At 67.3% G+C, this 21,334-nt stretch carries 15 protein-coding genes and 3 tRNA genes; 11 read left to right on the forward strand and 7 right to left on the reverse strand.

From position 1 onward, the window contains the following. Positions 1-34 precede the first annotated feature (34 nt). Both BAY15_RS07180 and BAY15_RS07185 read right to left on the reverse strand, forming a co-directional pair. A complete protein-coding gene (locus tag BAY15_RS07180) occupies positions 35-718 on the reverse strand; it encodes a pentapeptide repeat-containing protein (RefSeq protein WP_068854595.1) in 684 nt (227 codons plus the stop codon). Between the two features lie 72 nt (positions 719-790). Then, positions 791-1,663 (reverse strand): tetratricopeptide repeat protein, encoded by an 873-nt coding sequence (locus BAY15_RS07185; RefSeq protein WP_068850527.1) that lies wholly within the window; start codon positions 1,661-1,663, stop codon positions 791-793. A 330-nt stretch (positions 1,664-1,993) separates the two neighbouring features. On the opposite strand from BAY15_RS07185, the gene asnB reads away from it, so the two are divergent. Beyond that, entirely contained in the window at positions 1,994-3,688 is a 1,695-nt protein-coding gene (gene asnB, locus BAY15_RS07190) for an asparagine synthase B (protein WP_068850533.1), read from the forward strand. Between the two features lie 100 nt (positions 3,689-3,788). Next, positions 3,789-5,183, forward strand: coding sequence for a cation:proton antiporter (locus tag BAY15_RS07195; RefSeq protein WP_068850535.1), 1,395 nt, complete (start codon positions 3,789-3,791; stop codon positions 5,181-5,183). Between the two features lie 75 nt (positions 5,184-5,258). Here the strand turns inward: BAY15_RS07195 and BAY15_RS07200 are convergent, their stop codons facing one another. Then, entirely contained in the window at positions 5,259-7,628 is a 2,370-nt protein-coding gene (locus tag BAY15_RS07200; protein WP_068854597.1) for a penicillin acylase family protein, read from the reverse strand. Positions 7,629-7,756: 128 nt separating this feature from the next. On the opposite strand from BAY15_RS07200, the gene BAY15_RS07205 reads away from it, so the two are divergent. Then, positions 7,757-8,245 carry a bacterioferritin gene (locus tag BAY15_RS07205; protein WP_068850537.1) on the forward strand — a complete coding sequence of 163 codons (489 nt, stop codon included), beginning with the start codon at positions 7,757-7,759 and terminating at the stop codon, positions 8,243-8,245. A 114-nt stretch (positions 8,246-8,359) separates the two neighbouring features. On the opposite strand, the gene parC is transcribed toward BAY15_RS07205, so the two are convergent. Then, on the reverse strand, positions 8,360-10,603 hold the full coding sequence (gene parC / locus BAY15_RS07210; protein ID WP_068850539.1) for a DNA topoisomerase IV subunit A: 2,244 nt from the start codon (positions 10,601-10,603) through the stop codon (positions 8,360-8,362). A 203-nt stretch (positions 10,604-10,806) separates the two neighbouring features. On the opposite strand from parC, the gene BAY15_RS07215 reads away from it, so the two are divergent. From BAY15_RS07215 to BAY15_RS07230, 4 genes are read left to right on the forward strand one after another with little or no spacing between them, the layout of a single operon-like run. Beyond that, positions 10,807-11,250 carry a MarR family winged helix-turn-helix transcriptional regulator gene (locus BAY15_RS07215; protein ID WP_068854598.1) on the forward strand — a complete coding sequence of 148 codons (444 nt, stop codon included), beginning with the start codon at positions 10,807-10,809 and terminating at the stop codon, positions 11,248-11,250. Further along, entirely contained in the window at positions 11,247-12,740 is a 1,494-nt protein-coding gene (locus BAY15_RS07220) for an efflux transporter outer membrane subunit (RefSeq protein ID WP_068850541.1), read from the forward strand. The genes BAY15_RS07215 and BAY15_RS07220 overlap by 4 nt, the downstream gene beginning before the upstream one ends. 10 nt (positions 12,741-12,750) lie before the next feature. Next, complete coding sequence (emrA, locus tag BAY15_RS07225; protein ID WP_068850543.1) at positions 12,751-13,932, forward strand: multidrug efflux MFS transporter periplasmic adaptor subunit EmrA; 1,182 nt, start codon at positions 12,751-12,753, stop codon at positions 13,930-13,932. A 7-nt stretch (positions 13,933-13,939) separates the two neighbouring features. After that, positions 13,940-15,526, forward strand: coding sequence for a DHA2 family efflux MFS transporter permease subunit (locus tag BAY15_RS07230; RefSeq protein ID WP_068850548.1), 1,587 nt, complete (start codon positions 13,940-13,942; stop codon positions 15,524-15,526). 683 nt (positions 15,527-16,209) lie between these two features. Here BAY15_RS07230 and BAY15_RS07235 read toward each other — a convergent pair. Together BAY15_RS07235 and BAY15_RS07240 are read right to left on the reverse strand one after the other, a co-directional pair. Further along, positions 16,210-16,296, reverse strand: a tRNA-Leu gene (locus BAY15_RS07235). 129 nt (positions 16,297-16,425) lie between these two features. Continuing rightward, positions 16,426-16,512 (reverse strand) — tRNA-Leu (locus BAY15_RS07240). A gap of 99 nt (positions 16,513-16,611) precedes the next feature. Between BAY15_RS07240 and BAY15_RS07245 the strand changes: the two genes are divergently transcribed. Next, positions 16,612-17,295: a glutathione S-transferase family protein gene (locus BAY15_RS07245; RefSeq protein ID WP_068850551.1), complete on the forward strand. Its 684-nt coding sequence runs from the start codon at positions 16,612-16,614 to the stop codon at positions 17,293-17,295. Positions 17,296-17,339: 44 nt separating this feature from the next. On the opposite strand, the gene BAY15_RS07250 is transcribed toward BAY15_RS07245, so the two are convergent. Next, a tRNA-Leu gene (locus BAY15_RS07250) sits at positions 17,340-17,426 on the reverse strand. A gap of 128 nt (positions 17,427-17,554) precedes the next feature. On the opposite strand from BAY15_RS07250, the gene rnr reads away from it, so the two are divergent. The 3 genes from rnr (at position 17,555) to rlmB (ending at position 21,333) form a co-directional block, all read left to right on the forward strand. Further along, a complete protein-coding gene (rnr, locus tag BAY15_RS07255) occupies positions 17,555-20,020 on the forward strand; it encodes a ribonuclease R (RefSeq protein ID WP_068850553.1) in 2,466 nt (821 codons plus the stop codon). Between the two features lie 13 nt (positions 20,021-20,033). Next, positions 20,034-20,504 (forward strand): GFA family protein, encoded by a 471-nt coding sequence (locus BAY15_RS07260; RefSeq protein ID WP_068850556.1) that lies wholly within the window; start codon positions 20,034-20,036, stop codon positions 20,502-20,504. An 85-nt stretch (positions 20,505-20,589) separates the two neighbouring features. Beyond that, positions 20,590-21,333, forward strand: a complete 744-nt coding sequence (gene rlmB, locus BAY15_RS07265) for a 23S rRNA (guanosine(2251)-2'-O)-methyltransferase RlmB (protein ID WP_068850558.1) — start codon at positions 20,590-20,592, stop codon at positions 21,331-21,333. Position 21,334: the final 1 nt, after the last annotated feature.

The following is a 21,334-nucleotide window of genomic DNA, read 5'->3' on the forward strand; positions in this document are numbered from 1 at the left end:
CAGTCGGCTCTACCTTCGGCTCCGCCGGCCCGGATCAGGCCACGATCAAGCCAAACGCGGCCAGCGCTGCGCCTGCCTGGCGCGGTGAAATCACCGCCTTCTTGAAGTGTTTGCTGTCCATCACGTTGAGCCCGGTGATATCAGCACCGCGCAGGTCGGCGCCGTCGAAGCGGGTCAGGCGAATCTGCGCGTTGCGCAGGCTGCCGCCTTCGAACACGGCATCGCGGAAATCGCAGCCGGACAGCTCCGCATCGGAAAAATCCATTCCCTGCAGCGTGGCCTTGCGGAACGACAGCCCACGCAGGTCCGCACTGACCAGCAGGCAGTCGCGGAACTCCAGCGCCCAGCCGGTCACTTCCTGCAGGTGCGCGCCGGTCAGCTTGCAATCCTCGAACCGTACCGATGACAGCGTGGCGCGGCGCCAGTGGCTGTTATTCAGATCGCAGTGCGAAAACACCGCATCGCTGAGCAGCGCCGAGCTGAAATCGCACTCGCCGCCCCGGCATTTTTCCCAGCGGCTTTCCTCCAGCGAGGCGGCCAGCCAGGACGTGCCCGCTACCGAGCAGCGCGTGAACTGGAAACCGTCCATGTCCAGCCGCGAGAAATCGGCATTGTCGAAGCGGCAGTCCTCGAACACGGCCGCACGCGGATGCGCGGCGACGATGGCCTGCATGCGGGCGCGGGAGAGGGTTTCATCACGGAACGTGGCGGTACTCATGCCGCCCATTCTGGGCGAAGCGCGCGCCCGCCGGCAGACTTGAAGGTCGCCGGCGAGTGTGTACAGCCCGGTTCAATCAAACGTCCAGAACGCCGGTTGGATGCCCTTGCGCCAATACGATTCACCGGCAAGGAAGAACTTCTGTGCCTCGGCCTTGGCAAACCATCCGGCGGCCGCCGCCTCATCCCGCGGCACCCCCGGCGGCGCACGGCCCAGGAGCAGGCCCGTGAAGTACTGGCCGAACACGTTGCCCTGCAGGGCGGCCTTGCGGTACCACTGCAGCGCCATCGCAGGGTCGCGTTCGATCCCCAGGCCCATGCCCCTTTCGTAAAGCGCGCCGAGGTCCACCTGGGCCTGCGCATCGCCGCGCGCAGCGCGCCGCTGGATATCGACCACCAGCGGGTGCAGTGCACCGGCTTGCGGGGCAATCGCGGCGGGCAGGCCCGAACTGCTGGTCGAATAGCGCTGGTAAACCGTGGCGCGCAGGTCCCAGCGCAGTGCTGCGGCCGCGTGGCCACGTTCGCGTTCGAATTTTGCAAGCGACAGCATCGCGCCCGGACTGCCGTGGTTGGCTGCGGCGAGGTACCAGCGCCCGGCCTTGCGCGGCGACGCACGCAGCACCGGGGGCGGCGTGTCTTCAGGGCGACGGCCGGTATACATCGCACCGCTGGCCCAGATCCGCCCCAGCGCTTCTTCCGCAATGGTATTGCGGAAACTCCAGGGCGTGGCGGCCGCAGCGCGCTCATACCAGTCCAGCGCCCGGCGGTCGTTCCAGCGTTCGTAACGTTCGGCCAGCTCCAGCATGCCCTCGATGTCGCCGCGCTCGGCGGCGGTGAGCCACTTCACTTCGGTATCGCTGGTCGGGCGGTTGGGGGCGGTGGTGCACGCGGCCAGAGCCAGCAGCGCCAGCGCGGAAAGCGACAGGCGGAAACGAAGGGGATTCATCCGTGAGTTCCATGAGGCAGGCGTGGATTATCCGGGATGGGGCACGTCAGGGGCTGAATCGGTTGCGCCCGCAACAGTTGCGCCACGGCCAGAACAGCGGTACGGTCGATCCATGTCCACGCTCCTGGCCACCGCCGTCACCACCAACAACCGCAATAACCTGCGCGCGAATAATCGTGCGCGGCCAATGCGGGACTGCGACCAGGGCTAGAACAAGCAACATACGCCCGGACCCCAGAAAACCCGCATCGGCCGATGCGGGTTTTTTTGTTTTGTGGCCGGTCGAATGCAGGCATTACGTGTATTCCCCCATCATCAGGAGCTGTTCCCATGTGTTCGATCTTCGGAATGTTCGGCCTGCAGGCCGGCGATGACCTCACCGCGCTGCGCCGCCACGCGCTGGACCTGTCGCAACGCCAGCGCCATCGCGGCCCGGACTGGAGCGGGGTATACGTCGATGACGGCGCCATCCTGGTCCATGAGCGGCTGGCCATCGTCGACCCGGCCGGCGGCTCGCAGCCGCTGCTGTCCGACGACGGCAGCCTGGCGCTGGCGGTCAACGGCGAGATCTACAACCACCGCGAACTCAAGGCCGAACTGGCGCAGCCGTATGCGTTCCAGACCGGCTCGGACTGCGAGGTGATCAACGCGCTGTACCAGCAGGATACCCCGGCGTCGTACCTGAACCGCCTCAACGGCATTTTCGCATTCGCGCTGTGGGATCGGACCCAGAAGCGCGTGCTTATCGCGCGCGATCCGATCGGCGTGGTGCCGCTGTACTGGGGCCACGACAACGACGGCCGCCTGCTGGTGGCCTCCGAACTGAAATCGCTGGTGGATACCTGCGCCGACGCCGCGCAGTTCCCGCCCGGCCACTGGTATGACAGCGCCACCGACACGCTCACCCGCTACTACGAGCGCCCGTGGCGCGACTATGACGCGGTGGAAGGCGTCGACGCTGATCGCGTGGCTCTGCGTGAAGCGTTCGAGCGCGCCGTGCACCGGCAGCTGATGACCGACGTGCCCTACGGCGTGCTGCTGTCCGGCGGTCTTGATTCCTCGCTGGTCGCCGCCGTGGCTGCACGCTATGCCCGCCACCGCATCGAAGATGGCGACCAGAGCGAGGCCTGGTGGCCGCGCCTGCATTCGTTCGCCATCGGCCTGAAGGGTTCGCCCGACCTGGCCGCCGCTGCCATCGCCGCCGAAGCGCTCGGCACCGTCCACCACGGTTTCGAGTACACCTTCGAAGAAGGGCTGGATGCACTGCCCGACGTGATCCGCCACGTGGAAACCTACGACGTCACCACCATCCGCGCCTCCACCCCGATGTTCCTGCTGGCGAGACGGATCAAGGCGATGGGCGTAAAGATGGTGCTCTCCGGTGAGGGCAGCGACGAAATCTTCGGCGGCTACCTGTACTTCCACAAAGCGCCCAACGCCCGCGAGTTCCACGAAGAGCTGGTGCGCAAGCTGGATGCGCTGAACAACTACGACTGCCTGCGCGCCAACAAATCGATGATGGCCTGGGGCGTGGAGCCGCGCGTGCCGTTCCTGGACCGCGAATTCCTCGACGTGGCGATGCGCATCGATGCGAAGCACAAGATGGTCGGGCAGGGCGCCGCTGGCGCGCGCCGGATCGAGAAAGCGGTGCTGCGCGAGGCGTTCGAAGGCTACCTGCCGGATTCGATCCTCTGGCGGCAGAAGGAGCAGTTCAGCGATGGCGTGGGCTATGGCTGGATCGATGGGCTCAAGGCGCACGCCGAAGCCCAGATCAGCGACCGGGTGATGGCCGCAGCGGACAAGCGCTTCGTGCACAACCCGCCGCAGACCAAGGAGGCGTATTACTACCGCCACGTGTTCGAGCAGTACTTCCCGACCCAGGCCGCGGCTGAAACCGTGCCCGGCGGCAAGTCGATCGCCTGTTCGTCGCCGGCCGCGATCGCTTGGGACGCCAGTTTCGCCAGCATGGCCGACCCGTCCGGCCGCGCCGTTGCCGGTGTGCATGAGCAAGCCTTGGCCGGGTAGCGCCGGCCGTTGGCCGGCCCTGGCAACGGTCGCAGCGTTCATGTCGGCCGGCCAACGGCCGGCGCTACCGGGTTAACATTCCCCCTTCATGCATTGGGGAATGTTCATGGACGTACAGACCGGAGGCAGCGTGCCGCGGATGAAGTGGGGTTGGCATTACCTGGCCTGGGCCGGGATTCCGCTGGTCATCGGCCTGGCGCTGGCACGTTACGCCGGACCCGAGATGCCGGCCGTGGCCGCCAAGGCCGAACCGGTGGTGGGCAGCGACTGGGCCCACCACCTGGCCTCGCCGTTGGGCCTGTTCCTGCTGCAGCTGCTGGTGCTGCTGGTGGTTGCCAAGGGCGCGGGCGAGCTGTTGAAGCGGCTGGGCCAGCCGGCGGTGATCGGCGAAATGGCCGCCGGCCTGATGATGGGCCCGCTGGTGCTCGGCAGCCTGCTGCCGGGCCTGCACGGGGCGCTGTTCCCGGCCAGCTCGCTCGGCCCGCTGGGCATGCTCAGCCAGCTGGGCGTGCTGATGTTCCTGCTGGTGGCGGGCGCCGAGCTCGACCTGGGCGGGCTGCGCGGCCGCCGCCGTTTCGCCTTCACCGTCAGCCATGCCGGCATTGCCGTGCCGTTCGTGCTGGGCGTGCTGCTGGCGATCTGGCTGTATCCCGAACACGGGCCGCAGGGCGTGGGCTTCACCGCCTTCGCGCTGTTCGTGGGTATTTCGCTGAGCATCACCGCGTTCCCGGTGCTGCTGCGCATCCTCGCGGACCGTGGCATCACCCAGACCCCGCTGGGACAGACCGCGATTGCCTGCGCGGCGCTCGGCGATGCCACCGCATGGTGCCTGCTGGCCTTGATCGTGGCCGCCGCCCAGGCCACCGGCTGGGTGCCGGCCAGCCTGAGCCTGCTGTGCGTGGTGGTGTTCATCGCGCTGATGCTGGGCGTGGTCAAACCGTGGTTCTCGCGCCAGGTCATCCAACCGGGCAGCGAAGGCCGCTGGCTGCTGGGCATGCTGCTGCTGTCGCTGGGCAGTGCACTGGTCACCGAAGTGCTGGGCATCCATGCGCTGTTCGGTGCGTTCGCGGCCGGCGTCGCCGTTTCGTCGAACGCGCAGCTGCGCGGGTTGTTGATCGCCCGGGTCGAGCCGTTCGCGGTCACCCTGCTGCTGCCGTTGTTCTTCGCCATGACCGGCCTGCGCATGCGCGCCGATGCGCTGCAGGGCAGCGACCTGCTGCTGTGCGCGGTGGTGATCGCGGTGGCCACGCTGGGCAAGCTGTTCGGCACCTGGAGCGCCGCGCGCAGCGCAGGCATGGGCAACCACGAGGCCTGGAAGCTGGGCGCGCTGATGAACACGCGCGGCCTGATGGAGCTGATCGTGCTCAACCTGGGCTACGAGCTGGGCTTCCTCGGCGACCGCCTGTTCGCGGTGCTGGTGATCATGGCGCTGGTGACCACCGCCATGACCGGCCCGTTGCTGAGCTGGATGGAGCGCTGGAAGGTACGCGCGTAACCACCGGATGGCGGTACGCGCGACGGCGTGCGCGACGGTGTAGAGCGGACTGTCAGTCCGCTGCCCTGCGGACTGTCAGTCCGCTTCCCTGCCAGGCTCCAGCACCAGCGTGTAACGGGCCTTGCCCGGCAGGAACGGCGTCGGCCTGCCGTGCACCCAATCCTCGTGGCCTGCGCCCCAGAACGGCGACAGCGGATGGCCGCTCTGGCCGCCGGGCATGTGGATGATCCCGTCGGCTTCGTGTCCGGGCGATACCACCATGCGTTGCGAGGCGCCAAATGACGGGCCCTGCACGCGCGGCAGGTTGCTGTCACCGGGCAGCGCATCGGCCGGCATGCACAGCCACGGCCGGGCGAAGGCGGGCAGGGCGCGGCTGATCGGATGGCAGATGGCCGCCGTGTTGCGCTCACCCCAAGTGCGCCTGGAGAGGTCCGCTCCCTTTTCCGCCAGCTCGGTCTCCGCCTGCCGCGCCGCATCGGCCAGCAGCGCGTTCCAGTCCGGGTACGGTGCCGGCAGGAGATGCGTGGGCTGTTCGCTCACCAGCGGCCACAGCACACCCTCGATCTGCGCCAGCTTCGGCTCCAGGTAGTCTTCGCCCAGCGATTGCTTCGCCGGCGCGAGCAGCGCAGTGCTCATGATGTCCTGCACCTTGCTGCGGAAGCTGCGTGCGATCCGGTAACTCACCGCCTCGGCCGACGCGTGGCCTTCCCACTGCCGGCTGGCTGCCTCCAGGCGCTTCAATGCCGGGTCATCGCTGTATTCGACCACCTGCCGCAGCAGGGTCCACCAGCGTTCAAGGAATACCGCGCGGTCGTCCAGCTGGATCGCCAGCAGGTCGCGTTCGTTGAAACGCTGCTTCGCGTTGAGGTCGTCGCGGATCTGCCGCCCACGCGCGCCCAGGTCGTAGCCGGCGTTGCCGGCCACTGCCAGGTCGGCGCCATCCAGCACACGGCCGTTGGCGGTCCACAGCCGCTGGCTGGGCGGATCTACCAGGGCGGGCGACTGGTCGCTGCGGATCGCCCACGGCGCGCAATGGGCCGGTGCGACGGTGGTGAAGCCGCTGGGCGGGCAGTCCGCCGCGCGATCCGGGCGGGCGCCGATCAACCGCCAGGCGATGCGGCCCTTCGCGTCGGCCAGCAACAGGTTCTGGGTGGGAATGCCGGCGCGGTCGGCGATCTTCAGCGCATCGTCGAGGTCGCCGGCCCGCGCCATGTCGGCGAACGCCATGCTGACCGCGCCCGGCAGCTGTGCGGTCCAGCGCAGCGCTTCGCCGCTGCCATCGGCGCGCTCGTGCAGGATCGGGCCCCACGCGGTTTCGCGCACGCGCAGGCTGACGTCGGCCCCGCCGGCCACCCGGATGCGCTCTTCGTGCACCTGGACGCCTTCCGCGCCTGCGGGGACGGGCATGAAGTCGGCGTTGTCGATGTAGCTGTTGGTGAAGCCCCAGGCCACATGGCCGTTGCTGCCGACCACGATCGCCGGCAGTCCGGGCAGCGAGAAGCCGCTGACATCCACCTGCCCGTCCGGTGCGGCGGGGTCGGGGTAGCGCAGGCGTACCCGGAACCACAGGTTCGGCGCGCGCAGGCCCAGGTGCATGTCGTCGGCGAGGATCGCGCGGCCATCGGCAGTCAATGCGCCGGCCACCGCGAAGTTGTTGCTGCCATGCACGTCCTGCCCGGCGCGTTCGCTGCTGCCTTCATGCGCAGAGGGTGACGGCTGTTGGCCGTTGCGCAATTGGAGCGCGTCGGCGGGCGGCAACAGCGCATTCCCGCGCGCCTCGCCAAACAAGGACGCATCCCATTCGCTGCCGTCGTGGCTGAGCAGCGCGTACAGCGCCGGTGGTGCCACCGCGCGGATCCGGCGCATGGCCAGCTCGTTCTCGTTGGTGGGGTCCTGCAGGTCCGCGTACATGGCCAGCCCGGCCAGCACCGAATCGGTGGCGGTCCAGGCGGTCGGCTGCTGGCGCAGCAGCAGGTACGGCCAGGGGCGCACGCGCAGGCTGCCCAGGCTGCGGTTGACGCCTTCCACGTAGGCCTGCACCACCTGCGGGCGCTCGCCCAGCGCCTGCGCAAGGTGCGCATCGGTGCGGGCACGCAGGCGATGCACCCGCATGCGCTGGTCGGTGGGCACGGCAGCCTGACCGAACAGCTCGGACAGCTCGCCCGCTGCCGCGCGGCGCATCAGGTCCATCTCGAAATAGCGCTCCTGCGCATGCACCAACCCGAGTACCCGCATCGCATCGGCCTCGCTGCCGGCATCGATGGTGACCACGCCCAGCGCATCGCGGCTGACGCTGACCCTGGCCTGCAACCCGGCCACGGACTGTTCGCCTTCCAACGCCGGCAGGCTGCCGCGCAGCAGGAACCAGGCCACGCCGATCACGACGACCACGATCCCGACCAGCATCCCGAACGCCCACGCACCCCGTTTCAGCCAACGACGCATCCCACGCTCCCCGAAGAAGGTCATGCAGGCCGACCCCACCTGCGCCTGCGCATGCAACTGATTCCGATTAGATCACGGCGATCCGGGATAGGGCACCATGGCTCCCATCGATTCACAGGAGCTCCCCCATGAAAGGCCATCCCGACGTCATTGAATGCCTGAAGGAACTGCTGCGCGGCGAACTTGCCGCGCGCGACCAGTACTTCATCCACTCGCGCCGCTACGAGGACCAGGGTCTGTTCGCGCTGTACGAGCGCCTCAACCACGAGATGGAGGAGGAGACCCAGCACGCCGACGCGCTGCTGCGCCGCATCCTGTTCCTGGGCGGCAACCCGGACATGCGTCCGCACGGCTTCGAGCCGGGCGTGACCGTGGAGGACATGCTGCAGAAGGACCTGGACACCGAATACAGCGTGCGCAACAACCTGGCGGCCGGCATGAAGCTGTGCGAACAGCACCAGGATTACGTGAGCCGCGACATGCTGCTGGTCCAGCTCAAGGACACCGAAGAGGACCACGCCTGGTGGCTGGAACAGCAGCTGGGCCTGATCAAGCGCATCGGCCTGGCCCTGTACCAGACCAGCAAGATGGACGCGAAGGGCACCGCCGCGCATTGAGGTGCCGGTAGCGCCCGACCGTGGGTCGGGCGGAACCCACTGCCAGCCAGCCAGAAGCCAGCCAGCGATGGATACAAAAAAAACCGGGGAAATCCCCGGTTTTTTCTTGGGCGATCATTCCACCGACAACCCTTCCACCTTCTGCCACCCACGCGGCAGCAGGTGCCCGCGGCTGGCGCGGCTGCCGAGGTAGGCCTCCAGGTCCTTGTACGACAGGTTCATCGTGCGCTGCCCGCTGCGCACCAGCAGCGTGTTGCCCGGGCCCACCGCCACCACCGCGACCACGCGCTCGGTGGCCAGCTTGGCCTTGGGGATTTCGATGATCTTGTTGCCCTTGCCCTTGTCCAGTTCCGGCAGGTCGCTGGCGGGGATGGCCAGCAGGTTGCCCGAGCTGGTCACCGCCACGATGCGGTCGGTGTCCGGGTTGGCGACCACAGACGGGGTCAGCACCTTCGAACCGGAGGTGAGGTTGAGCATCGCCTTGCCGGCCTTGTTGCGCCCGGTCAGGTTCTCGAAGCGGGTCACGAAGCCATAGCCATGCGTGGAGGCCAGCACGAAGCGGGTGGCGTTTTCGCCGCTGGCCAGGGTCATGAAGGCACTGCCCGGCGCCGGCGAGAAGCGGCCGGTGAGTGGCTCGCCGTTGCCACGTGCCGAGGGCAGGGTATGCACCAGCGTGGAGTAGGCACGGCCTTCGCTGTCCAGGAACGCCACCTGCTGCGTGCTGCGCGCGCGCACCGAACCCAGCAGGGCATCGCCGTCGCGGTAGGACAGGGTGGACGGATCCATGTCGTGGCCCTTGGCCGCGCGGATCCAGCCCTTTTCGGACAGCACCACGGTCATCGGCTCGCTCGGCACCAGCTCGGTTTCGTCGATCGCCTGCGCCGCGCCACGCTGCACCAGCGGCGAACGGCGCGCGTCGCCGAACTTCTTCGCATCGGCCACCAGCTCGTCGCGGATCAGCTTGCGCAGCTTGGCCTTGCTGTCCAGGATCGACTGGATCTTGTCGCGTTCCTTGGCCAGCTCGTCCTGCTCGCCGCGGATCTTCATTTCCTCCAGGCGCGCCAGCTGCTTGAGCTTGGTTTCCAGGATGTATTCGGCCTGGTCGTCGCTCAGGCCAAAGCGCGCGATCAGCGCCCGCTTGGGTTCGTCCTCGGTGCGGATGATGTGGATCACTTCATCCAGGTTGAGGAACGCCACCAGCAGGCCTTCCAACAGGTGCAGGCGACGCTCGACCTTTTCCAGGCGATGGGTGAGGCGGCGGGTCACGGTGGTACCGCGGAACTGCAGCCACTCGCTGAGCAGCATCTTCAGGTTCTTCACCTGCGGACGCCCGTCCAGCCCGATCACGTTGAGGTTGACCCGGTAGCTGCGCTCCAGGTCGGTGGTGGCGAACAGGTGGCCCATCAGCTGTTCGGCATCGACGCGGTTGGAACGCGGCACCAGCACCACCCGCACCGGGTTGGCATGGTCGGATTCGTCGCGGATGTCTTCCAGCCACGGCAGCTTCTTGGCGCGCATCTGCGCCGCGATCTGCTCGATCACCTTCGACGGCGAGACCTGGAACGGCAGCGCGTTGATGACGATGTTGGTGCCGTCCTTGAAGAACGTCGAGCGCGCGCGCACGCTGCCGTAGCCGGTTTCGTACATGGTGCGCAGGTCGGCGGCCGGGGTGATGATCTCGGCCGCGCTCGGGTAATCCGGACCCTTCACGTATTCGAGCAGGTCGCCGATGCTGGCCTCGGGATCATCCAGCAGGTGCAGCAGCGCGCTGACGATCTCGTTGAGGTTGTGCGGCGGTACGTCGGTGGCCATGCCGACGGCAATGCCGGTGGTGCCGTTGAGCAGCAGGTGCGGCAGGCGTGCCGGCATCCAGGTCGGCTCTTCCAGGGTGCCATCGAAGTTCGGGGTCCAGTCGGTGGTGCCCTGGTTGATTTCGCCCAGCAGCACTTCGGCGATCGGGGTCAGCTTGGATTCGGTGTAGCGCATCGCCGCGAACGACTTGGGATCGTCGGTGGAACCAAAGTTGCCCTGGCCTTCGATCAGCGGGTAGCGGTACGAGAACGGCTGGGCCATCAGCACCAGCGCTTCGTAGCAGGCGCTGTCGCCGTGCGGGTGGTACTTACCAATGACGTCGCCGACGGTACGCGCGGACTTCTTCGGCTTGGCGGCGGCGTTCAGCCCCAGCTCGCTCATCGCGTAGATGATGCGGCGCTGCACCGGCTTGAGGCCGTCGCCGATGAACGGCAGCGCACGGTCGAGCACCACGTACATCGAGTAGTCCAGGTACGCCCGTTCAGCGTATTCACGCAGGGGCAGCTGTTCAAAGCCGTGGAAAGCGGGGCGGGCTAGATCGGTCATGCGGGATTGTTACCTGTGGCAAGGGACGGCGACGGCTGTCGCCCTCGCAGGCGGTCGATTATCCGGATGCGGCGTGGGATGCCAAGCGATGTGAAGGAATCGGGGCCGGGCCGTTGTCCTGAATGGGGCAACACTGCATTTCCTTCCAGATTAAATATTTCCATTGAGAAATATATTTTCCGGAAGTAAAGTGCGTCCCCATGATGATCTGCCCCGATACCACGCCGCCCAGCCTGGGCCTGCTGCTGCGCCAGGTGCGTGACGGCCTGATGCGCCAGCTGGACGTTTCCATGGCCGAGGAAAACCTCGATATCGGCTTCACCCACTACCTGGGGCTGAAGGTGCTGTCGTTCCGCGCGCCCTGTACCGCCAACGAACTGGCCCAGGCCTTGGACCAGGTGCCCAGCGCGGTCACCCGCCTGCTGGACAAGCTGGAAGCGCTGGGTTGTGTACGCCGCGAACCGCATGCGCAGGACCGGCGTGCGCTGCAGATCGTACTGACCGACGAGGGCCGCCAGCTGTGGGCCCGCCTGAAGCAACGCGGCGACGCGGTGATGGACGACGCCATGCGCGACCTGTCCGCCGACGAGCGCGCGCTGCTGCTTTCCCTGTTGACCCGTGTCCGCGACTCTCTGATTACGCCATGACTTCCATACCTGATCGCACCTCATCGCTGCGCCCGCTGCGGCCGGCGCTGCTGTCCGTGCTGGCGCTGGCACTGGCTGCCTGTGCCAGCACCGGCGGCCTGCAACCGCACGGCCAGCTGCTCGACGCCGACAGCCTGCAGACCCAGCGCACCCTGACCGGCCACACCCTGAGCCCGTCGGCATTCCCCGCCACCGACTGGTGGCGGGCGCTGAACGACCCGCAGCTGGACGCCCTGATTGCCGAAGGCCTGCAGCGCAACCCGGGCCTGGAGGCGGCCGATGCGCGCCTGCGCCAGGCGCGTGCCCAGATCGGCACCGCGCATGCCGACCGCCTGCCCAGCGTGTCCGCTTCCGGCGGCTACACCGGCGTGCGCCTGCCCGAATCGATGGTCGGTGACGAGCTCGGCGGCAGCTATGCCGGCAGCGGCCAGGCCTACCTCAGCGTCAGCTACGGGGTGGACCTGTGGGGCGGCAAGCGTGCTGCGTGGGAGGCGGCGGTGGACAGCGGGCATGCCGCGGCCGTCGATGCGCAGGCCGCGCGCCTGAACCTGTCGGCCGGCATCGCCGAAGCCTACGCGCAGCTCGGCTATGCCTGGCAGCTGCACGATGTGGCCAGCGAAGAGCTGGACCGCTCGCAGAAGACGCTTGACCTGACCCGCCAGCGTCGCGCGGCGGGCATCGACAGCGACCTGCAGACCCGCCAGGCCGAAGCCCGCATTCCGGCCGCGCAGCAGCAGCTGCAGGCCGCGCAGCAGCAGATCGACGAGGCCCGCACCGCGCTGGCCGCGCTGGTCGGGCAGGGCCCGGACCGTGGCCTGCAGATCGAACGCCCGCAGCTGCTCAACCCTCTGGCACTGCAGCTGCCGGGCGTGCTGCCCAGCGAACTGCTGGGCCGTCGCCCGGACATCGTGGCCGCGCGCTGGCGCGTCGAAGCGGCCGGTCGTGAGATCGACGCGGCCAAGGCGAAGTTCTATCCCAGCCTCAACCTCACCGCGCTCGGCGGCGTGGTCGCCAGCGAAGTGGACCAGCTGCTCAAGAGCGGCTCGACCTTCGCCTTCATCGGCCCGGCGCTGAGCCTGCCGATCTTCGACGGCGGCCGCCTGCGTGCCAACCTGGACAAGACCGACGCGCAGTACGACCTGGCCGTGGCCGACTACAACCAGTCGGTGGTCACCGCACTGCGCGAAGTGGCCGACCAGGTCAATGCGGTGCGTTCGCTGGCCGACCAGGCCGCCTCGCAGGCGCAGGCGGTCAATACCGCGCGAGCCGCCCACGCGTTGGCGCAGCAGCGGTACAAGGCCGGCATCGGCAGCTACCTGGACGTGCTCAGCGTGGAAGCGCAGCTGCTGCAGTCGCAGCAGCAGCTGGCGTCGCTGCAGTCGCGCCAGATCCTTGTTTCGGTTCGGCTGAGCCAGGCGCTGGGCGGGGGCTTCACCCCGTCCGGCGACACCGCCACGCTCGCCACCGCCCCCGAATCCACGCATTCCTGAGAGTCCTTCCATGAGCCAGACTTCCGCTCCTGCTGCCGCACCGGCAGCCCCCTCCCGCCGTGGCAAGCTGCTGCGTGGCCTGTTGGCCATCGTGGTGCTGCTGCTTGCCGCCGCGGCACTGTGGTACTTCATGTTCGGCCGCTGGTTCGAAGAAACCGACGACGCCTACGTGCAGGGCAACCAGGTCCAGATCACCCCGCTGGTGACCGGTACCGTGGTGGCGATCAACGCCGATGACGGCATGCGCGTGGAGCGCGGCCAGCTGCTGGTGCAGCTGGACCCGGCCGACACCGAGGTGGCGCTGCAGCAGGCGCAGGCCAACCTGGCCAAGACGGTGCGCCAGACCCGCGGCCTGTACCGCAGCGTCGAAGGTGCGCAGGCGGAATTGAACGCACGCCAGGTCACCCTCAACCGCGTCCGCGAGGACTTCGCGCGCCGCAAGGGGCTGGCCTCGACCGGTGCCATTTCGGATGAAGAACTGGCCCACGCGCGTACCGAACTGGCGGCGGCCGAAGCAGCGGTGGCCGGTTCGCGCGAGACCTTCGAGCGCAGCAATGCGCTGGTCGACGACACCGTGATCGCGACCCAGCCGGACGTGCAGGCGGCTGCCGCGCAGCTGCGCCAGGCCTACCTCAACAACGCCCGTGCGGGCATCGTGGCGCCGGTCAGCGGCTACGTGGCGCGCCGCTCGGTGCAGGTGGGCCAGCGCGTGCAGCCGGGTACCGCGCTGATGGCGGTGGTGCCGACCGAACAGATGTGGGTGGAAGCCAACTTCAAGGAAACCCAGCTGCGCCACATGCGCCTGGGCCAGGAAGTGGAGCTGCGCTCGGACCTGTACGGCGGTGAGGTGAAGTACAAGGGCCGCATCGACAGCCTGGGCCTGGGCACCGGTTCGGCGTTCTCGCTGCTGCCGGCGCAGAACGCCAGCGGCAACTGGATCAAGATCGTGCAGCGCGTTCCGGTGCGCATCGCCATCGATGCAAAGCAGCTGGCCGACAATCCGCTGCGCATCGGCCTGTCGATGAAGGCGGAAGTGAGCCTGCGCGACCAGAAGGGCACGGTGCTGCCGACCACCACGGCCAAGGGCCAGGTGTTCGACACCGACGTGTATGCCAAGCAGCTGCACAGCGCCGACGACGTGATCCACGAGATCATCCAGAGCAACCTGCCGCGCACGGCAAAGGCAAGCTGAGGCCACCATGTCCGCACAAGCTCCCGCCGCGCCCGGCCTGCCGGGCGCGCCGTCGGCGCCAGGTGCGACCGGCGCGTTCCGGCCGGCCAACGTGGCGTTGTGTACGGCAGGCCTGGCCATGGCCTCGTTCATGCAGGTGCTCGACACCACCATCGCCAACGTTTCGCTGCCGACCATTGCCGGCAACCTCGGCGCCAGTTCGCAGCAGGCCACCTGGGTCATCACCTCGTTCGCGGTCAGCACGGCCATCGCGCTGCCGCTGACCGGCTGGCTGAGCCGCCGCTTCGGTGAAACCAAGCTGTTCATCTGGGCCACGCTGTCGTTCGTGATCGCCTCGCTGCTGTGTGGCCTGGCGCAGAGCATGGGCATGCTGGTGGTGTCGCGCGCGCTGCAGGGGTTCGTGGCCGGTCCGATGTACCCGATCACGCAGTCGCTGCTGGTCTCGATCTACCCCCGCGAGAAACGCGGGCAGGCGCTGGCGCTGCTGGCGATGATCACGGTGGTGGCGCCGATCTGCGGCCCGATCCTGGGCGGCTGGATCACCGACAACTACAGCTGGGAATGGATCTTCCTGATCAATGTGCCGCTGGGCATCTTCGCGGCGCTGGTGGTGGGCAACCAGCTGAAGGGCCGTCCGGAGCAGATCGAAAAGCCGAAGATGGACTACGTGGGCCTGATCACGCTGGTCATCGGCGTGGGTGCGCTGCAGCTGGTGCTGGATCTGGGCAACGACGAGGACTGGTTCAGTTCGCCGACGATCGTGGTGCTGGCCTGCATTTCAGTGGTGGCGCTGGCGGTGTTCCTGATCTGGGAACTGACCGACAAGGATCCGATCGTGGACCTGCGGCTGTTCCGCCACCGCAACTTCCGCGCCGGCACGCTGGCGATGGTGGTGGCGTACGCGGCGTTCTTCAGCGTGTCGCTGCTGATCCCGCAGTGGCTGCAGCGTGACATGGGCTACACGGCGATCTGGGCGGGCCTGGCGACGGCGCCGATCGGCATCCTGCCGGTGATCATGACGCCGTTCGTAGGCAAGTACGCATCGCGGTTCGACATGCGCTGGATCGCATCGTTCGCGTTCGTGTTCCTGTCGTTCACCAGCTTCCTGCGTTCGGGCTTCAACCTGCAGGTGGACTTCGCGCACGTGGCGGGGGTGCAGCTGATCATGGGCATCGGCGTGGCATTGTTCTTCATGCCGGTGCTGCAGATCCTGCTGTCGGACCTGGACGGCCGCGAGATCGCCGCAGGTTCGGGCCTGGCCACCTTCCTGCGTACGCTGGGCGGCAGTTTCGCGGCATCGCTGACCACGTGGCTGTGGGCGCGCCGCACCCAGGAACACCATGCGCACCTGACCGAAAGCATTTCCGGCTACACGCCGGGCATGCAGGAGAAGGTGGCGGCAATGGGGCAGGGCGACCTGCAACATGGTGCAGCGGCGTTGAACAACATCATCAACCACCAGGCATCGCAGATGGGCTTCAACGACATCTTCTTCCTGCTGGGCTGGATCTTCCTGGCCATCATCGCCTTCCTGTGGCTGGCCAAGCCGCCGTTCGGCGCCGGTGCCGGCGCGGCGTCTGCCGGCGGGCATTGATGCTCTGAGCTGATGGACCGAAAACCCCGCTGAAAAGCGGGGTTTTTGTTGTGTACTGTTGATGGCGAACAGCTAACAGCTAACAGCGAACAGCTAAAGGCAGCGTTTCAGTTCTTCCCGGCTGGGGAGGCCGACGGGCAGCCCCTTACGGGACACGCCGTAAACCCATCCATGGGGGCTTGGCAAAAACATCCATGTTTTTGACAGTCCCTACAGGGGCTGCCCGCCGGCCTCCCCCGACAGATGGTCGCGTGCGGATGGGCACGGCAGACACGAAGGGCGTGTCCGTACCCGGCGGGCATGCCGAATGTGCCTGGGGTCGGTAGCGTCGGTTCCCGAACGACGGCACGGAACGCCACCGCGTCCGGTAACGCACGAAAATGATCGGCGCTGCCGTTGATCTTCCACGGCCACCAACACACCGTCGAGGGTCGGCGGGGGCGGGGGTACGGGGGCTTTGCGAAACATGGATGTTTCGCAAGAGCCTCCAGGGATGGATTCACGGCGCCCCCCGTACCCCCGCACCCGCCGGCCCAGCTCAGGCCAAGCGATGGCCACCGGCTGTTCGCCAGGATGCATGAAACCGGGCGCAGCCCGGCGCAACGGAATCGCGTGCAATCCCCACCACCAAACCCCGGAAACGAAAAAACCCGCTTTCGCGGGTTTGATCATTTACTGAGTCATGGTGCCCAGGAGAGGACTCGAACCTCCACGAAGTTGCCCCCGCTAGCACCTGAAGCTAGTGCGTCTACCAATTCCGCCACCTGGGCGACTCAGGAGGAGAATTTTGCGGGAGAACCGCGAATGTGTCAACAGGATGTCGAAGAAAAATTCCCGCGCAATCCCTGCCGCAGAAACGAAAAAACCCGCTTGCGCGGGTTTGATCATTTACCGAGTCGTGGTGCCCAGAAGAGGACTCGAACCTCCACGAAGTTGCCCCCGCTAGCACCTGAAGCTAGTGCGTCTACCAATTCCGCCATCTGGGCGACTCAGGGGGCGAATTATGCGGAAGCCGCCGGAGGCTGTCAATGCATGCGCGAACGCCGATTGGCATACTCGGCCCACACCGACTCCCTGGAGTTTCCATGGCACTGCCGATCCTGCACGCCCACCCGCTGTCGTCCTGTTGCCAGAAGGTACTGATTGCCGCCCGCGTGCTCGGCGTGGCCTTGGACGAGCGCATGGTGAACTTGGGCGACCCGGCCGATCGGGCGATGCTCCACGCCATCTCCCCGGCCGCGAAGATGCCCGCGCTGGTCGACCGGGGCCGAGCCGTCGCCGAGACCAGCATCATCATCGAATACCTGCAGCAGCACCTGGCCACCGGCGCACGCCTGATTCCTGCCGATGCCGATGCTGCCCTGGCCGTCCGCTTCTGGGACCGGTTCTCCGACTTTTATGTGATGACCCCGATGCAGGCGCTGACCGCCGAACAGCTCAAGCCCGAAAGCGGGCGCAGCGAAGATGCAGCGCAGACTGCCCGGTCACGGCTGCTGGAGAGCTACGCCGCCATGAACCGCCAGCTCGAAGGCCGCACGTGGCTGGCCGGCGAAGGATTCAGCATGGCCGATTGTGCGGCGGCGCCCGCGCTGTTCTATGCCGTGGCCTATGTGCCGGTTCCCGGCACCGAGGTTCACCTGCTCGCCTATTTCGAGCGCTTGATGGCGCATCCGGCGGTGGCCGTAGTGGTCGACGCGGCGCGGCCCTGGTTCAAGTACTTCCCGGGGCGGGCAGGGCTGTCGGCCCGGTACTACACACCCGAGGCCTGAAACGAAAAAACCCGCTTGCGCGGGTTTGATCATTTTCTGAGTCATGGTGCCCAGGAGAGGACTCGAACCTCCACGAAGTTGCCCCCGCTAGCACCTGAAGCTAGTGCGTCTACCAATTCCGCCACCTGGGCGACTCAGGGGGCGAATTCTGGGCAAGTCTGCCGGGGTTGTCAACGGTTTTGTTAAATTTCTTCACAATCCTGCATGGGCAGCGGCAATGACCCATTCTGCACACCGCCACGCGGTACCATGGGGGTCGATGAAATCAAAGAAACCGACCCGGGGCGCAAAAGCCCCCAAGTCCCCGGCGCCCAAGCAGGTTGCCGGTCCGTCGGGCAAGTCCCGCGCTGCTGCCAAGTCCGGCAAGCTGCCGCCCTGGATGCCCGAGTCCATGAGCACCCCCGCACCGCCCCGTGGCGGCAAGCGCTCCGGTCCCCGCCCGGATGGCCCGCCCATTCCCACCCGTCGCAACCCGCGCCCGAGCGCGCCGGTGGGCAGCGTGGAAGATCCCTTTGCCGCCCGTGAAGCTGAACGCTACGCCCAGCCCATCGCCAGCCGCGAGGCCATCCTGCAGTTGCTCGACCGCTGCGATGGTCCGCAGACCGCCGAAGAGGTGGGTATCCATCTGGGCCTGACCGAGCCGGACCGTGCGGATGCCCTCGGCAAACGCCTGGGCGCCATGGTCCGCGACGGCCAGCTGGTGCAGAACCGCCGCGGCGGCTTCGCCCCGGTGCAGGCCACCAACCTCATCACCGGCGTGGTGATCGCCAACCCGGAAGGGTTCGGCTTCCTGCGCCCGGTCGACGGGGGCGGGGACGACCTGTTCCTGCCGCCGTATGAAATGCGCAAGGTCATGCACGGCGACCGCGTGCTGGCCAACGTCACCGGCATCGACCGCCGCGGCCGACGCGAAGGCAGCATCGCCCGCGTGCTCGAGCGCGGCATGACCCGCCTGATCGGCCGCTTCAGCGTCGAGTTCGGCATCAATTACGTGGTGCCCGATGACAAGCGCATCCAGCGCAACGTACAGATCCCGCCTGACCAGACCGGCGATGCCCGCGACGGCCAGCTGGTGGTGTGCGAACTGACCCAGGCACCTGACACCCGTCGCCCGCCGATCGGCCGCATCATCGCCGTGCTCGGCGACAAGCTCACTGCCTCGCTGATCGTGGAAACCGCGATCCACGGCCATGAGCTGCCGTTCGAGTTCCCGCAGCAGGTGCTGGACGAAGCCGCCTCGGTGCCGATGCAGGTGGAGCCGGCCATGATCGGCGACCGCGTCGACCTGCGCAGCACGCCGCTGGTCACCATCGACGGCGAAGACGCCAAGGACTTCGACGACGCGGTCTACTGCGAACCCAACGCCGAAGGCTTCCGCCTGGTGGTGGCCATCGCGGACGTCTCCAACTACGTCCGTCCCGGCACGCCGCTGGACGATGAGGCACAGAAGCGCGCCACCTCGGTGTACTTCCCGGGCTTCGTGGTCCCGATGCTGCCGGAGACGCTGTCCAACGGCATCTGCTCGCTGATGCCCAAGGTCGACCGCATGTGCTTCGTCTGCGACATGCAGGTGAACCGCGACGGCGAAGTCATCCACTCGCGTTTCTACGAAGCGGTGATGAACTCGCACGCGCGCCTGACCTACACCCAGGTCTGGCAGGCGGTGGGCGAAAACGATCCGGCCGCGCGCAATGCCATCGGCGCGCTGCTGCCGCAGGTCGAGCGCCTGCACCAGCTTTACAAGGTGCTGGCCAAGGCCCGCACCCGTCGTGGTGCGATCGAGTTCGAATCCTCCGAAGTTCGCTTCGTGCTCGACAACACCGGCGAAGTCACCCAGGCCGGCATGCTGGTGCGCAACGATGCGCACAAGCTGATCGAGGAATGCATGATCGCGGCCAACGTGCAGGCCGCACGCTACCTGCTGTACAAGCAGGTGCCGGCCCCGTTCCGTGACCACGCCAAGCCGCCGGAAGCCAAGTTCGAGGACCTGCTGGAGTTCCTCAAGGAATTCAAGCTGAGCCTGCCGCCGTGGTCCAAGGTGCAGCCGGGCGATTACACCAAGCTGCTCAAGAAGGTGCGCGAGCGCCCCGATTCGGCGCTGATCGAATCGGTGCTGCTGCGCAGCCAGAGCCTGGCGGTGTACTCGCCGGACAACCAGGGCCACTTCGGCCTGGCGCTGGATGCGTATGCGCACTTCACCTCGCCGATCCGCCGTTACCCGGATCTGCTGGTGCACCGTGCAATCAAGCATGCGCTGAGCGGCAAGCCGCTGGAGAAGTTCACCTATACCCAGCGCGAAATGGCCGCGCTGGCGCTGCAGTGCTCCGAACGCGAGCGCCGGGCCGACGAGGCCGAGCGCGAGGTCGACGAGCGCTACCGCGCGGCGTGGATGGAAAAGCACGTGGGCGGCCAGTTCGACGGCGTGATCAGCGGCGTGACCAGCTTCGGCCTGTTCGTGGAACTGGACGATTCCAAGGTCAACGGCCTGGTCCATGTCACCCAGCTGCCGCACGACTATTACCAGTTCGACGCGACCCGCAAGACGCTCAGCGGCGAACGCCGTGGCACCAGCTACCGCCTGGGTGACCGTGTGCGGATCCTGGTGCTCAAGGCCAGCATGGAAGAGCGCAAGATCGACTTCCGGCTGGTGGAAGAGAAGGGCGACGAAGAACCCCAGCTGCCGCCCCGCGGCCAGCCGGCCAAGCGGAAGAAGCAGAAATACTGAGGGGAGGCGCCCCATGAACCCGGTTCCCGAATTCTCCGGCGGTTGCCAATGCGGCGCGGTCCGCTTCCATGTCCGCGGCGCCCTGCCGGATCGTTCCATCTGCCACTGCCGGATGTGCCAGAAGGCCTTCGGGGCGTACTACGCCCCGCTGGTCTCGGTACGCGGGGCCGATTTCCAGTGGACCCGTGGCGAGCCGCGCCGGTTCCAGTCCTCCAACCACTTCCGCCGGGGCTTCTGCGCCGACTGCGGCACGCCGCTGACCTACGAAGGCGAAGACGGCATGGCCGTGGCCGCCGGCGCGTTCGATCAGCCTGAACGGCTGCCACCGACCGTGCAGTATGGCACCGAGTCCAAGCTGCCGTTCGTGGACCAGCTGGGTGCGCTCGAGGTGATCCTGCAGGAAGATGACCCCGACGCAGAGCGCCTGCGCACGCTGGTTTCCCACCAGCACCCGGACCACGACACCCCCCGCTGGCCCCGTTGAGCGGCCGGGCAGGGGCCGGGCGCTACGGCAGCCGGACCGGCAATGCTCTACCATTACCACCCCCTGTACCGGTCCCGCCCCCGCAATGAGCAAGCAAAGCCAGTGGATTGTCGGCGTCAACGCCGTCGCCTCCTCGATCGAGAACGATGCCGAGAACGTCCGCGAAGTGCTCATCGAAGCGAGCGCGAAGAATCCGCGGCTGACCGAGATCGAGGAAAACGCACGCCGCAAGGGCATCGACGTGCGCAAGGTGAACACCCAGGCGCTGGATGGCGTGGGCGGTTCGGTCCGCCACCAGGGCGTGGCTGCGCGCTACCAGGCAGCCCGCACCTACGGTGAGAACGAGCTGGAAGGCCTGGTCGAGGCGGCCGAGGGCAAGGCCCTGCTGCTGATCCTGGACGAGGTGCAGGACCCGCACAACCTGGGCGCCTGCCTGCGCAGCGCGGCGGCCGCCGGTGCCACCGCAGTGATCATTCCCAAGGACAAGTCGGCCACGGTCAATGCCACCGTGCGCAAGACCTCGGCCGGCGCCGCCGACCGCATCCCGGTGGTGGCGGTGACCAACCTGTCGCGCTGCCTGAAGGACCTGCAGAAGCAGGGCGTGTGGATCTACGGCCTGGCCGGCGAAGCCACCACCTCGCTGTATTCGATCGACCTGAAGGGCAACGTGGCGCTGGTGCTGGGCGGCGAAGCCGACGGCATGCGCCGCCTGACCCGCGAAAACTGCGACGGCCTGGTCAAGATCCCGATGCCAGGCGACATCGAGAGCCTGAACGTCTCGGTGGCTGCGGGTGTCAGCCTGTTTGAAGCCGTGCGTCAGCGAAGCTGAC

Source organism: Stenotrophomonas rhizophila (genome assembly GCF_001704155.1).
GTDB lineage: Bacteria > Pseudomonadota > Gammaproteobacteria > Xanthomonadales > Xanthomonadaceae > Stenotrophomonas > Stenotrophomonas rhizophila_A.